8 protein-coding genes are annotated in these 14,057 nt (G+C 64.0%); 7 read left to right on the top strand and 1 reads right to left on the bottom strand.

Annotation, left to right across the window (positions count from 1 at the left end):
* Positions 1–11 precede the first annotated feature (11 nt).
* Positions 12–1,244, top strand: coding sequence for a YncE family protein (locus ACUTQY_RS24440; RefSeq protein WP_046688079.1), 1,233 nt, complete (start codon positions 12–14; stop codon positions 1,242–1,244).
* A gap of 220 nt (positions 1,245–1,464) precedes the next feature.
* On the opposite strand, the gene ACUTQY_RS24435 is transcribed toward ACUTQY_RS24440, so the two are convergent.
* Positions 1,465–3,747: a TonB-dependent siderophore receptor gene (locus tag ACUTQY_RS24435; RefSeq protein WP_046688080.1), complete on the bottom strand. Its 2,283-nt coding sequence runs from the start codon at positions 3,745–3,747 to the stop codon at positions 1,465–1,467.
* A gap of 282 nt (positions 3,748–4,029) precedes the next feature.
* On the opposite strand from ACUTQY_RS24435, the gene fes reads away from it, so the two are divergent.
* The 6 genes from fes (at position 4,030) to ACUTQY_RS24405 (ending at position 14,054) form a co-directional block, all read left to right on the top strand.
* Positions 4,030–5,409, top strand: coding sequence for an enterochelin esterase (gene fes, locus ACUTQY_RS24430; protein WP_084710312.1), 1,380 nt, complete (start codon positions 4,030–4,032; stop codon positions 5,407–5,409).
* Positions 5,384–5,590 carry an MbtH family protein gene (locus ACUTQY_RS24425; RefSeq protein ID WP_033644173.1) on the top strand — a complete coding sequence of 69 codons (207 nt, stop codon included), beginning with the start codon at positions 5,384–5,386 and terminating at the stop codon, positions 5,588–5,590. Before fes ends, ACUTQY_RS24425 begins: the two co-directional genes overlap by 26 nt.
* 32 nt (positions 5,591–5,622) lie before the next feature.
* On the top strand, positions 5,623–9,567 hold the full coding sequence (locus ACUTQY_RS24420; protein ID WP_046688081.1) for an enterobactin synthase subunit F: 3,945 nt from the start codon (positions 5,623–5,625) through the stop codon (positions 9,565–9,567).
* 176 nt (positions 9,568–9,743) lie between these two features.
* Positions 9,744–11,000, top strand: coding sequence for an enterobactin transporter EntS (gene entS, locus ACUTQY_RS24415; protein WP_033641586.1), 1,257 nt, complete (start codon positions 9,744–9,746; stop codon positions 10,998–11,000).
* Positions 11,001–11,212: 212 nt separating this feature from the next.
* Positions 11,213–12,418 carry an isochorismate synthase gene (locus tag ACUTQY_RS24410; RefSeq protein ID WP_046688082.1) on the top strand — a complete coding sequence of 402 codons (1,206 nt, stop codon included), beginning with the start codon at positions 11,213–11,215 and terminating at the stop codon, positions 12,416–12,418.
* A 7-nt stretch (positions 12,419–12,425) separates the two neighbouring features.
* Positions 12,426–14,054: a (2,3-dihydroxybenzoyl)adenylate synthase gene (locus ACUTQY_RS24405; RefSeq protein ID WP_128868665.1), complete on the top strand. Its 1,629-nt coding sequence runs from the start codon at positions 12,426–12,428 to the stop codon at positions 14,052–14,054.
* Positions 14,055–14,057 lie beyond the last annotated feature (3 nt).

Here is a 14,057-nt window from a genome sequence, read left to right as displayed (position 1 = left end):
GAGATAAAAGGATGTCTGGAACCCTAGCAACCCCGCGCGCGTTACTGTCGCTGCTGGTGGCGGCCTCTCTGGTGGTCGCCGGCGCCGCGCAGGCGGACGATGCCGGCATCAAACCGCAGGACATCAAGCGCCAGGCGCTGTCGTCGGCGGTGGTGGAGATGGCCTACAGCACCTCGCAGCAGGCGCTGTTCGTCAGTGCGCCGGACTGGAAGGAAGAAGCGCGCTCCCGCGTGCTGCGGCTGGATCCCAACACCCTGGCGATCAAGGCGGAGATCCCGCTGAAGGTGAAAGGCTTCGGCGTGGCGCTGAACGATGCGGGCAACCGTTTGTACCTGACGCAGGCCTTCAACGGCGAAGTCGGGGTGGTGGACACCACCACCAACCATGCGCTCGACAGCATCAAGCTGCTGGATAAAGCGGTGCTGGAGCAGGCCTACAAGCAGGCGGGCATCAGCGGCAAGCGCCTGGATTTCCTGCTGGCGGAGCTGAAGAAGTTCAAGATCACTGAGGACTACCTGTACCGCATCCGCGAGATTAAATATGACGCGCAAAGCGGCCGCCTGTTCCTGCCGGGGCTGGGCTTCGGCGTCGACAGCGTGCTGTACGTGGTCGATACCAAGGCCGGCAAGCTGGAGAAAGTGATCCCGGGCTTCGGTTACAACGCGGTGGGCATCACGCTGGATGAGAAGGGCCGCAGAGTGTTCGTCTCCAACATGCAGGGGCAGGTGATCACCCTGAACGCCGACACGTTGGCGATCGCCGCCACGCACGAGGTGCAGGCCGATCAGTTGCTGAACCTGGTGTATGACCCGGCGAGCAACCGCCTGTTGGGCGTCGATCAGGGCATCGACCGCGACGACTACCGCAACCATCATCTGGGGCGCGGCTACGTGAAGCGCAGCAGCGGCCACCGGGTGTTCGCGCTGGATGCGGACAGCGGCAAGGTGCTGGCCAGCGAACTGACGGATGAAGTGCCGATAGGTCTGCTGCTCGACGAGCGCAGCCAGCGGCTGTATGTCGCCAACCGCAAGGGCGTGCGCGTGGATCACGGTGCCGGGACGCTGACGGTGTTCGACGCCAAGACCCTCAAGCGCCTGCAAACCGTAGACCTGCCGCCGCACCCTAACAGCCTGGCGTTGGATCCGAAAGGCGATGCGCTGTTCGTAACGGTGAAAAACGACGGCGCTGCCACCAAGGCCGGCACAGCCGAAAGCGTGGTGCGCATTCAGCTACACACCAAATAACTGAATGGAAAGATAAAAAAAGGGCGCCGCGGCGCCCTTTCTCGTGGCTGATAAAGGAGGAAAAAGCGTGGTTTTTCCTCCTTTGTGGTTATCAGCCGAAAATCAATGAATTGATTTTCCTTGTTTTCTATCTGTCGCCTAATGAAAGCCCGGCAACGTCATCCGCTTTGTCATTTACCTCAAGGGGTGCTGAGCACCCCTTTGTCGTTGGTTCATGTCATCAGAAGTGGGTGTTGATGCTCATGTAGTAGGTGCGGCCCGGTTCGTTGTAGGTGGCCGCGCCCGCACCGGCGATGTTGATCGCACCGGTGTTCGGATCGCCGACGTTCTGCGCGTTGCCGGCGCGGAACTGGCGTTTATCGAACAGGTTGTCGATGCCGGCGGTGAGGCTGACGTTTTTGGTCAGATCATAGGTCGCGCTGGCGCCGACGACGGCGTAAGGGCTAACCTCGCGGGTTTCGCCGCCGGTGGCCGGTTTACCCTGGTAGTTGTACTTCTTCGGCTTCTGACGGCCGTACCAGGTCAGGGTGGACTGCATCGACAGATCCTGCGTGGCCTGCCAGCTGAGGGTCGAGTTGACGGTGAACTTCGGGATCACCGACAGGTAATCGCCGGTGGTCTTGTTCTTGTTCTCGATCATGTAGGTGGCGTTGTTGCTCCAGGTGACGGTCTCGCTGACCGGCACGTTCAGCGAGCCTTCCAGCCCTTGCACCACCGCCTTCGGCACGTTTTCCCACTGATAGACCGCCGTGCCGGTGCTGCTGGTGGCGATGCGGGAGTTACCCGCTTCAATCTTGTTGTGGTAATCGTTGCGGAAGTAGGTCACGCCGGCCAGCCAGCCGTCGTTATGGAACTCCAGCCCGATCTCTTTGTTGACGCTGGTTTCCGCCTTCAGATCGTCGTTGCCGAGCAGGTAGCAGCCGTTTCTGGTATCGCTACCGGCGCATCCCTGGCCTTTGCTGTACAGCAGATAGTTGCCGTTGGTCTGGAACAGGGTCGGGGCTTTATAGGAACGCGCGATGCCCATCTTCAGCGTGAAGTAGTCGCCCAGTTCCTGCGACAGGTTCAGCGCCGGGCTCCAGTTGTTGCCGGATTCCGAATGCAGATCGTAGCGCAGACCCGGCGTCAGCATGGTGGTGTCGGTCAGTTCAATGTTGTCTTCGGCGAACAGCGAGAAAATATGCGCGGAAGCGTAAGGGCTGCGCGTACCGGTCGTCATGCCGGGAATGGTGCCGCCCATCAGCGTTTGGCTGGTGGAGGTGCCGTCCTTCATGCGTTGCTGGCTCCATTCGGTACCCAGCGTAGCGGTCTGTGAAACGCCCAGCTCGAACGGCACGCTGACTTCGCTGTGTGCCAGGAAGTCGTCCAGCTTGGTGGTGCCGAAACCGGTGTTCTTGGTATCGAAGATGCCTTCGGTGCCGCCGGCCAACCCTTCGTTTATACGGGTGTTGCGGGTGCGTTCGAACTGCACGTAGTTGTTGGTGCTCACGCCGTTGTCCCAGGCGCCGCGGTGGGTCAGGCCGAAGGTTTCACGGTAGATGCGGTTGGTCTCTTTGCCGTAGTTGCTCTGCACCAGGGCGTTGGTGTTGGTGTTCTGAGTATCGCCGGCGTACAGGTTGCCCTGGCGGCCATAGGCGTATTCGAACTCCAGCGACTGCAGATGGGCGAAATCCCAGTGCAGCAAGGCGTCGATGTTTTTATCGACCACCCCTTCGCGCCCGGCGGGCACGCTGTTGGCGTAGGCGCCGACGCGTTCGGATTTGTGCGATTCGTTAATGTCCCAGGCGTCGGCCTGCGTTTTGCTGTAGCCGCCGAACAGGCGGAAGCTCAGGGAATCGCTCAGCGGGCCGGACAGGCTGAAATCGGTACGCTTGGTGGCGCCTTCCTGCTTGTGCTGCGGCACGTTGAAGTAGCCGTTCAGCGAGCCGTGCAGCGCATCGCCGGCCTTCTTGGTGATGATGTTGACCACGCCGCCCGCGGCGCCGTTGCCATAGCGCGCCGCAGCCGGGCCGCGCAGCACTTCGATGCGTTCGATCATTTCCGGCGGCACCCAGGCGGTATCGCCGCGTGAGTCACGTTCGCCGCGCCAGCCCTGACGCACCGAGTTGCGGCTGGAGGCCGGTTTGCCGTCGATCAGAATCAGGGTATTTTCCGGGCCCATGCCGCGGATATCGATCTGGCGGTTGTTGCCGCGCTGGCCGCTGGTGGAGTTGCCGGTCAGGTTAACCCCGGGCATGGTGCGGATCAGTTCGCTGATGTCGCGCGCCGGCGGGCGTTTCTTGATCTCGTCGGCGGTGATGGTGGATACCCCCGGCGCCTGCAGGTTCTGCCGGGCGGCGGTCACGACGATGGTGTCTTCGCCGCGCGGCTTTTTATCCGCTGTGCCGCTGTTTTCTTCCGTGGTGGGGGTGTCGGTCTGCTGCGCGGCGTTGGCGAACGCGGACGCGCCCAATCCCAAGCCGATAAGAGTGGCCAAAGAATAACGTGATAGCTTGCTTTTCATTTGAGTGTCCTACCTTGCTGCCCTCCCTCGCCGAATGGGGGAAAGGCGGTTGTAGTTTTTGTGTAGTCGGAATAGAAAATCGGCTGCGGCAAGGGATGCCATTGATGTATCCCCGATCCCTGTCCGTTGCGCGCAATACCAGCACGATCTCCAAGCCTTACACACTATTGCAAATGCAAATTATTATCAATAGTATTTGGCCTACAGTGTGTTCGGGCGGTGGCCGGCGATAGGGAAAAGTCGACGTTCCCGGTGCCGCCAACTACAAAATGGGTAGGCGTTGTGAATACAGAACTAGAGTCAGAAAGCAGCAGATTATTGGCCAGCAGCAATGCGGGCAGTCCAGGGTGGTGGTTGACGGTGGCACGACGCGGTACGCCATGGGTAGAACCGGCGGGTAACGGCCGGTGGCGAACCACCTTTTTCTGGCGCGATCCGCAGGGATGCGAATTGACTTCCGCCTACCGCCGGGTGTGGATCAACATCAACTGCCTGACCGACCACCATCAGCCGAATCCGCCGCAAAGCCTGCTGCGTTTGGCCGGTACCGACGTATGGTACTGGCAGACCGAGCTGAACGGCGCCTGGCGCGGCAGCTACTGCTTTATTCCTTGTTTTGACGAGCGGCCGCCGGCGTTCAGCGACGACGACGCGCACGCCAACATGCACAACCTGCGTCACTGGTGGCACCAGGTGTTCGCCTGCGCCACTCCCGATCTGCTCAACCCCTATCGCTCCTGGCAAAGCGCCAGCGGCCACAGCGTTTCCGGTCTGCACATGCCGGATGCGCCGCCGCAGCCGGTGTGGCGCTCGTTCGATGAGTATGAGATCGCCAGCGGGCGCTGCACGCCGCCGCTGCCGGCGCGTTTGCAGCGCCATACCTGGCAGAGCGAGCGTCTGGGCAACAGCCGCGATGTCTGGATCTACACCACCGGCGACAGCAAGCCGGCCGAACGCCCGCTCGCGATCCTGCTCGACGGCCAGTTCTGGGCGAAGCAAATGCCGGTCTGGGCGCCGTTGATGCAACTGACCCGCGAGGGGGCGTTGCCGGAAGCGGTGTATGTGCTGATCGATATTATCGATCTGCCGCACCGGGCGCGTGAGCTGACCTGCAAGGACGATTTCTGGCTGGCGGTGCAGGAAGAACTGATGCCGCAACTGGCCGAATGGGCGCCGCACAGCGACAATCCGGCCGAGACGGTGGTGGCGGGGCAAAGCTTTGGCGGCCTGGCCTCTCTGTACGCCGGGCTGCGCTGGCCACAGCGCTTCGGCGCGGTGATCACCCAGTCCGGCTCCTATTGGTGGCCGCGGCGCGACATGCTGCAGCTGCCGAGCATTCCCGACGACGCCTGCTGGCTGATGCAACAGGTCGAACGCCACGGCCTGGGCAACCACGGCGCGCTGAAGGTATTTATGGAAGCCGGTACGCAGGAAAAGCTGGTGCATCAGGTCAGCGGGCAAATGGCGGCGCGCCTGAGCGAAGCCGGCCATCGGGTGTACTACCGGGTGGTGGAAGGCGGGCACGACGCGCTGTGCTGGCGCAGCGGCCTGACCGACGGGCTGCAGGCGGTGTGGGCTTCCGCTTTCGCCACCGCTTATCCGGCATCGGTAACGACGGCGGCACAAGGAACGCAGGATGGAAAGCCTGAATCCGTTCGATGATCAACAGCAGCGCAGCCTGGTGCTGCGCAACGTACAACAACAATACAGTTTGTGGCCGGATTTCCGCGCCATTCCACCCGATTGGACGATCGTATTTGGCCCGGCGGCGCGCACCGAGTGCGCCGAGTGGCTGGAACAGCATTGGCAAGATATTCTGCCGGTCGCAGCACGCAAGGCGTGACCGGCGCCTGGTAATCACGGGAGCAATAAGCAGTGTCACACACCCCTAACTCTCTCAGCGGCCCGGCGCTTGCGGGCGAATGGCCGCTGGTCGCGGCGCAACCCGGCATTTGGGTCGCCGATCAAATCTCTCCGCATCGCAATGCTTACGCGGTGGCGCATGCCATCGAACTCAACGGCCCCGTCGCCGTGGAGCCCCTGCTGCAGGCCATCACCCGGGGTCTCGGCGAGGTGGACATGCTGCGGCTGCGTTTTGCGGAACGCGACGGCGTGCCGGTGCAATGGCTGGATGACTCGCTGGCGGTGCATGCGCCGGAACTTGTCGATCTGACGACGTCGTCGGATCCCGAAGCCGCCGCTCGCGCGCTGATGGATATCGATCTGGCGAGCGATCTGCGCGCCGGCAACGGCGCACCGCTGTATCGCCATGTGGTGATGCGCCTGGCGGACGATCGCTGGTTCTGGTATCAGCGTTATCACCATCTGCTGGTGGACGGTTTCAGCTTCACCGCCATCGCTCGCCGCGTGGCGGCGATTTATACCCATCTTTGCCGCGGCGACGCGCTGGAGCCGACGCCTTTCACGGCGTTCAGCGACGTGGTGGCGGAATACCAGGCTTACCGGCAGGCGCCGGCCTGGCAACGCGACGCCGATTTCTGGCGCGAAAAAGCGCGGCAGCTGCCGCCGCCGGCCACGATCTGCCCGCAGCCGCTGGCCGGGCAAACGCCCACGCCGCGCATCCACCGGCTGGAACAGCGCTGCGATCCGCAGGCCTTCGCCGAACTGGTGCAGCGTGGCGCGCAGCAGAAGCTGAACGCCGCCGATATGGCGGTGGCGTTGGTGGCGCTGTGGGTATCGCGCCTGAGCGGCCAACCGAGCTTCAGCGCCGGTTTTATCTTCATGCGCCGTACCGGCTCGGCCGCCCTGTGCGCCGCCGGCCCGGTGATCAATGTGCTGCCGATGGAGATGCATCTCGAGCCGCAGGCCACGCTGTATGAGGCCGCCGCACGCATCAGCCGCGAGCTGAAAACGGTGCGCCGCCATCAGCGCTACGACGCCGAACAGGTGCAGCGCGATCTGGGGCGCATCGGCGACGGCGAACCGCTGTACGGCACGGTCTTCAACTTCAAAATGTTCGATTACCAGCTGGATTTCGCCGGCATCGAGGGCATTACCCACGATCTGGCCTCCGGGCCGGTGCGCGATCTGGAGATTGCGCTGTTTATCGATGAACACCACCAATTGAAGGTGGAGCTGCTGGCCAATGCCGAACGTTACAGCCGCCAGGAGCTGCAGGCGCACCTGCAACGGTTGCCGCTGCTGCTGGCGCAGTTCGCCGCGCAGGCAACGTTGCCGATCGGCGAGGCCGATATGCTGACCGCCGACGATCGCGCGCTGCTGGCGCGGATCAACGACACGGCGCATCCGGTGCCGGCGACCACGCTGAGCCAATTGCTGGCGCAGCAGGCGCAAGCCACGCCGGACGCGCCGGCGTTGGCGGATGCGCATTTCAGCTTCACCTACCGCGAAACGCGCGAGCAGGTCACGGCGCTGGCGCGCCAACTGGTGGCGCAGGGCGTGCGGCCGGGCGACATCGTGGCGGTGGCGCTGCCGCGGTCGGTGTTCCTGTCGCTGGCGTTGATGGCGATCGTCGAAGCGGGCGCCGCCTACCTGCCGCTGGACACCGGTTATCCGGACGAGCGGCTGGCGATGATGCTGGAAGACGCCGCGCCCCGCTTGATCATCACTCACCCGGCGCAGCAGGCGCGTTTCGCCGACAAGGGCGACATGTTGCTGTATGACGCGCCGCTGGCGGCCGATCACGCCGCCGGGGTGGCGATCGCGGGCCCGACGTCGGACCATGCGGCCTATATCATCTTTACCTCCGGCTCCACCGGGCGCCCGAAAGGCGTGCTGGTCGGCCATCAGGCGATCGTCAACCGCCTGCTGTGGATGCAACATCAGTATCCGCTGGGGGCGGACGACGCGGTGCTGCAGAAAACGCCGTGCAGTTTCGATGTCTCGGTGTGGGAATTCTTCTGGCCATTGATGGTCGGCGCCCGGCTGGTGATGGCGCCGCCGGAGGCGCACCGCGATCCGCAGCAGCTGCAACAGCTGATCGCTCAACACCGCATTACCACGATGCACTTCGTACCGTCGATGCTGGCGGCTTTCGTTGCCGCCCTGGACGACGACGCGGCGGTGGCGAGCTGCGCCGCGCTGCGCCAGGTGTTCTGCAGCGGCGAAGCGCTGCCGGCGGAGCTGTGCCGCCTGTGGCAAAGCCGCACGGCGGTGCCGCTGCACAACCTCTACGGCCCGACCGAAGCGGCGGTGGACGTGACCTGGCATCCGGCCTACGGCGAGGCATTGGCGAAGGTGACCGGCGCCAACGTGCCGATTGGCCTGCCGGTGTGGAACACCGGGCTGCGCATTCTGGACGCGCGTCTGCGGCCGGTGCCGCCGGGCGTAGCGGGCGATCTGTATCTGACCGGCGTCCAGCTGGCGCACGGCTACCTTGGCCGGCCGGATCTGACCGCCAGCCGCTTTGTCGCCGATCCGTTCGGTGAGGGCGGGCGCATGTACCGCACTGGCGACGTGGCGCGCTGGCTGCCGGACGGCGCGGTGGAATATTTGGGCCGCAGCGACGATCAGCTGAAGATCCGCGGGCAGCGTATCGAGCTGAGTGAAATCGACCACGCCCTGCTGTCGCTGCCGGGCGTGCGCCAGGCGGTGACGCACGCGCGGGTGCTGCAGGGCACGCCGGTGGACGCCGGCGGCGATGCGCGCCAGCTGGTGGGCTATCTGGTGATGCAGCCTGGCGCGAGCTGGGATGCGGAAGCCCTGCGCGCGGCGCTGGCCGACCGTCTGCCGCCGCACATGGTGCCGGTGGCGTTGGTGGAAATGCGCGATTTGCCGCTGAGCGCCAACGGCAAGCTGGATCGCAAGGCTCTGCCGCAGCCGCAGGGCGGTGAGCGCAAGGCAGGGCGTCCGCCGCAGGCCGGGTTGGAAAGCGAGATCGCCGCGGTATTCGCCCGCCTGCTGCAGCGCGAGCAGGTGTTCGCCGACGACGATTTCTTCGCGCTGGGCGGCCATTCGCTGCTGGCGATGCGTCTGGCGGCCGAGCTGCGCCGCGATCTGGGCAAGGCGGTGTCCGTCGGCCAGGTGATGGTGGCGTCGCGCGTCGAGCAACTGGCCGCCTTGCTGGCGGAAGATCGCACGCAGGAAGAGGCCGATCGCAGTGGCTTCGACAGCGTATTGCCGCTGCGCGTCACCGAGGGGCCGACGCTGTTCTGTCTGCATCCGGCGTCCGGTTTCTCCTGGCAGTTCAGCGTATTGCCGCGCTATCTCGATCAGCACTGGTCGCTGGTCGGCATTCAGTCGCCGCGGCCGGACGGCCCGCTGGCGCTGAGCGAAGACATGGACCAGGTGGTGGAGGCGCACCTGCAGACGGTGCTGCAGGTGCAGCCGCACGGGCCGTACCACTTCATCGGCTACTCGCTGGGCGGCACGCTGGCCCAGGGCATCGCCGCCCGGCTGCAGGCGAGCGGCGAGCAGGTGGCGTTCCTCGGCCTGCTGGATACCTATCCGCCGGAGACCCAAAACTGGGACGTGATGCTGGACGACAACGTGTTGAAGGAAGTGCAGCGCGAGCGCGAACAGTTCCTGGCGGTGTCGCAGGATACGCTCGATCCGGCGCTGGGCGAGACGCGCACCATGATGTTCGACAACATCGAAGCCAACTACGCCGATTCGGTGCGGTTGCTGTCGCACACGCGGACCGCCCGCTTCCACGGCCAGGCGACGCTGTTCGTCGCCAAACGCACGTTGCAGGCAGGGATGGACGTGCAGCAGACCTGGTCGCAGTACGTCGATGCGCTGCAGGCGCACGAACTCGACTGCGCGCATGTCGATATCGTTTCGCCGGCGTCGTTCAAAGTGCTGGGGCCGCTGCTGAACCGGATTTTGCGCACGCTGTAATAACGCCCGTCATCTCGCCGCCAGGCACGGGGATTGCCCCGCGTTTGGCGGCATTTCTTGCGTCCGCTCACAATTGAATATCAATGATTTCTATTATCATTATTGATTTCGTTATCTGTGCTAGCATAGCGCTCCGCAACTGCAGAATCCCCGTTTAAAGATGTGGTGAACAACCGATGAGTAGCAAACCCTCCATCCTGCTTGATTTTAGCCTGCTGAAAACCCACCGGGCCTTTCGCGCGGTATTCTGCGCGCGTTTCATCTCCATTGTGGCGCTGGGGTTGATGGCGATCGCCATCCCGGTGCAGATCCAGGCGCTGACCGGTTCCACCCTGCAGGTCGGGTTGGCGGTGACGCTGGCCGGCGGCGGCATGTTCGCCGGGCTGCTGATGGGCGGCGTATTGGCCGATCGCTATGAGCGGCGCCGGCTGATCCTGTTCGCGCGCTCCACTTGCGGCATCGGGTTCGTCGGCCTGTGCCTCAACGCCCTGTTGCCGTCACCTTCGCTGGCGGCCATTTATCTGCTGGCGGTGTGGGACGGTTTCTTCGGCGCAGTGGGGGTGACGGCGCTGCTGGCGGCCACGCCGGCGCTGGTGGGCCGCGAAAACATCGTGCAGGCGGGCGCCATCAGCATGCTGACGGTGCGCTTCGGCTCGATTCTTTCCCCGGCCATCGGCGGCCTGGTGATCGCCCATATGGGCATCGCCTGGAACTACGGCCTGGCGGCGTTCGGCACCCTGTTGACGTTGCTGCCGCTGCTGAGCCTGCCGCAGCTGATGCCGCCGCCGCAGCCGCGTGAACATCCGCTGCGCGCGCTGGCGGGCGGTTTCGCCTTCCTGTTCCAGAACAAGGTGATCGGCATGGTGGCGCTGATCGGCGCGTTGCTGACCATGGCCAGCGCGGTGCGCGTGCTGTACCCGGCGATGGCGGAAAGCTGGCGCATCGACGCAGCCCACCTCGGTTATATGTACGCCGCCGTGCCGCTTGGCGCGACTATTGGTGCGTTCACCAGCGGGCGCGTGGCACACGTGGCGCGCCCCGGTTGGGTGATGCTGCTGACGGCGATCGCGGCTTTCGCCTCTATTGGCCTGTTCGGCCTGATGCCGTGGTACAGCCTGGCGTTGCTGTGCCTGGTGGCGTTTGGCTACCTGAGCGCGCTGAACTCGCTGCTGCAATACGGCCTGATCCAGGGCCTGACGCCGGACAATTTCCTTGGCCGCATTAACGGTCTGTGGACGGCGCAGAACGTGGTGGGCGATGCGCTGGGCGCGTTGCTGCTGGGGGCGATGGGCGCCTTTATGCTGCCAGCGATGAGCGCCAGCGGTTTCGGCTTTGGCGCGGCGCTGCTCGGCATCCTGTTGCTGTTCGCCATGACCGGTTTGCGCCAGGTTACGCTGCACAAACCGGAGCCGCAGCCCGCCACAGAAAAGTAGTCGAACGCGTTAAAACAACGCTGTGGGATCAAATAGCAATGCTTATCATCGGCATGCGTAAAACCCACAGCGTTTATGTCATGATTTCGAAATGAAAGAAGTGCTTACGTTTATTGACATAGCAAATATCGGCGAGTAATTTAGCGCGGAATCAACTCAAATGATAATCATTATTATATTGGTTATCACTTCAAATTCTTGAGGGCGAAGCGATGGTTACTGCCGTGAACGACATCAATCGAAAGGAAATGCAGGAGCGCGAAGAACACCGGTTCGCCGCTGATTTTTCTCCGGCGTCGGGCTTCTTCTTTACCTCCCCTTACCGCAGCTTGACCACCACCGGTTGTTTCAGCCGCATTCGCCTGCCGGCCGCGGACGGCGCAGATCTGAACGGCGAGTTCCAGCGCCGCGTGCGGCAGGCGTTTGCCGAGGCCCGTCAGGCCGGCATCAAAAAGCCGCTGCTGTGTGGCGCCATTCCGTTCGATACCCGGCAGCCTTCGGCGCTGTTTGTTCCCCAGCAGAGCCGCTGGTTCGACCGCGCCGCCTTTATGGCCGGCGTTCGGCCTTCGGCGAACGGCCCTGAACTGGCCGGGGTGACGGAGCTGCCGCCGCAGCAGACGTTCATGAACATGGTCAGCGACGCCGTTGCCGCGATGAAGGCCGGTGAGCTGGATAAAGTGGTTTTGTCGCGCCTGCTGGAGATCGAAACGCGTCAGCCGGTGGATCGCCATGCGCTGATGGCGCGCGTGATCGCCCAGAACCCACACGGTTTCCACTTCCATGTACCGCTGGAGCAGGGCGCGCTGTTGGGTGCCAGCCCAGAGCTGCTGCTGCGTCAGGACGGTGGCCGTTTCTATTCCAACCCGCTGGCCGGTTCCGCCCGGCGCGAGGCCGATCCGCAGCGCGATCGCGAAGTGGGGGAGCGGCTGATGGCCTCGGCGAAAGATCGCCACGAGCACCGCATCGTCACCGAAAGCATGCGCGACGTGCTGGCTGGCCGCTGCCGCTACCTGAACGTGCCGCACACCCCTGAACTGCTGACCACCACCACGCTGTGGCATCTCTCCACGCCGATCGACGGCGAGGCGGCGTCTCCGGACGAAAACGCCCTGTCGCTGGCCTGCCTGTTGCACCCGACGCCGGCGCTGTGCGGCATGCCGACGGCCGAGGCGCACGCCCTGATCGGCAAGCTGGAGCCGTTCGATCGCGGCCTGTTCGGCGGCATCGTCGGCTGGTGCGACGACGAAGGCAACGGCGAGTGGGTTGTGACTATCCGCTGCGGCACCGTTGACGGCAACCGGGTGCGGCTGTTCGCCGGCGCCGGCATTGTGGAAGACTCTTCACCCGAATCTGAATGGCATGAAACAGGTACCAAACTCAGCACCATTCTGCGTGCCTTTGGTATGAATCAAGGATAACGACAAGATGAGCATTGCCTTTACCCCCTGGCCGGCGGAGTTCGCCAGCCGCTATCGCGAGCGCGGCTACTGGATTGACAAGCCGCTGACCGAGATCCTCGACCGCCAGGCCAACAATGACGCTCCGGCGATTATCGACGCCCAGGGCAGCCTGACCTACCGCGAGTTGCAGCAGCGCTCCGATCGCCTGGCGGCCGCTTTGCTGCGCCGCGGCGTGAAATCCGGCGACACCGCGCTGGTGCAGTTGGGCAACGTGGCGGAATTTTATATCGTGTTCTTCGCGCTGCTGAAAATTGGCGTGGCGCCGGTCAACGCGCTGTTCAGCCATCAGCGCAGCGAGCTGAACGCCTATGCCGAGCAGATCAAACCGGCGCTGCTGATCGCCGATCGCCGGCACGCGCTGTTTGCCGACGATCAATTCCTGAACGCCTTTCGCGATGCGCATCCTTCGCTGCGGGTTGTGGCGCTGCGCAGCCAGCCCGAGGGCGAGCTGGCACTGGCCGCCTGGCTGGACGAAGCCAGCGACGGTTTCGTCGCGCAGCCTTCCGCGGCCGATCAGGTGGCGTTCTTCCAGCTTTCCGGCGGCAGCACCGGTACGCCGAAGCTGATCCCGCGTACCCACAACGACTACTACTACAGCATTCGCCGCAGCGTGGAGATCTGCCGTTTCGACGCGCAGACCCGTTATCTGTGCGCGCTGCCGGTGGCGCACAACTACCCGATGAGCTCGCCGGGCGTGCTGGGCGTATTTTATGGCGCCGGGCGGGTAGTGTTCGCCGCCGATCCTGATGCCGGGCAGTGCTTCCGCCTGATCGAACAGCATCAAATCAACGTGACGGCGCTGGTGCCGCCGGCGGTCACGCTGTGGCTGCAGGCGATCGAAGAGTGGGGCGGTAATGCCCAGCTCGCCAGCCTGAAACTGCTGCAGGTGGGTGGCGCCAAGCTGGGCGAAACGCTGGCGGCGCGCATTCAGAACGAAATCGGCTGCCAACTGCAGCAGGTGTTCGGCATGGCGGAAGGGCTGGTGAACTACACCCGGCTGGACGACGACGAACGCCACATCCTGACGACGCAAGGGCGGCCGATGTCGCCGGACGACGAAGTGTGGGTGGCGGATGACGACGGCAATCCGTTGCCGGCGGGTGAGATCGGGCGGTTGATGACGCGCGGGCCTTACACCTTTCGCGGTTACTACCAGAGCCCGGCGCACAACGCCGACGCCTTCGACGCCGACGGTTTCTACTGCTCCGGCGATCTGATCAGCATTAGCGAAGACGGTTACATCACCGTGCAGGGGCGGCAGAAAGACCAGATCAACCGAGGCGGAGAGAAGATCGCCGCCGAGGAGATCGAGAACCTGCTGCTGCGTCATTCGGACGTGATCAACGCCGCGCTGGTGTCGATGCCGGACGCGCTGATGGGGGAGAAGAGCTGCGCCTATATCATCGCCAACGCGCCGCTGAAGCCGGTGGTGCTGCGTCGCCACCTGCGCGAACAGGGCGTGGCGGACTTCAAACTGCCGGATCGCTTTATTCAGGTGGACAGCCTGCCGCTGACCCCGGTCGGCAAAGTGGACAAAAAACGGCTGCGCGAGCAGCTCGACGCGCAACTACAGACTCAGGCTCAGGGAGATTAATTG

Source organism: Serratia sp. TSA_130.1 (genome assembly GCF_052691795.1).
The sequence above is the reverse complement of the archived record's forward strand: the minus strand, read 5'-3'. Positions and strand labels throughout refer to the sequence as shown.

Excerpts from the sequence above, each read along its gene's own strand:
- ACUTQY_RS24440 (WP_046688079.1), top strand. The coding sequence starts at position 12 with ATGTCTGGAACCCTAGCAACCCCGCGCGCGTTACTGTCGCTGCTGGTG.
- ACUTQY_RS24435 (WP_046688080.1), bottom strand. The coding sequence starts at position 3,747 with ATGAAAAGCAAGCTATCACGTTATTCTTTGGCCACTCTTATCGGCTTG.
- ACUTQY_RS24425 (WP_033644173.1), top strand. The coding sequence starts at position 5,384 with ATGGAAAGCCTGAATCCGTTCGATGATCAACAGCAGCGCAGCCTGGTG.
- entS (WP_033641586.1), top strand. The coding sequence starts at position 9,744 with ATGAGTAGCAAACCCTCCATCCTGCTTGATTTTAGCCTGCTGAAAACC.
- ACUTQY_RS24410 (WP_046688082.1), top strand. The coding sequence starts at position 11,213 with ATGGTTACTGCCGTGAACGACATCAATCGAAAGGAAATGCAGGAGCGC.
- ACUTQY_RS24405 (WP_128868665.1), top strand. The coding sequence starts at position 12,426 with ATGAGCATTGCCTTTACCCCCTGGCCGGCGGAGTTCGCCAGCCGCTAT.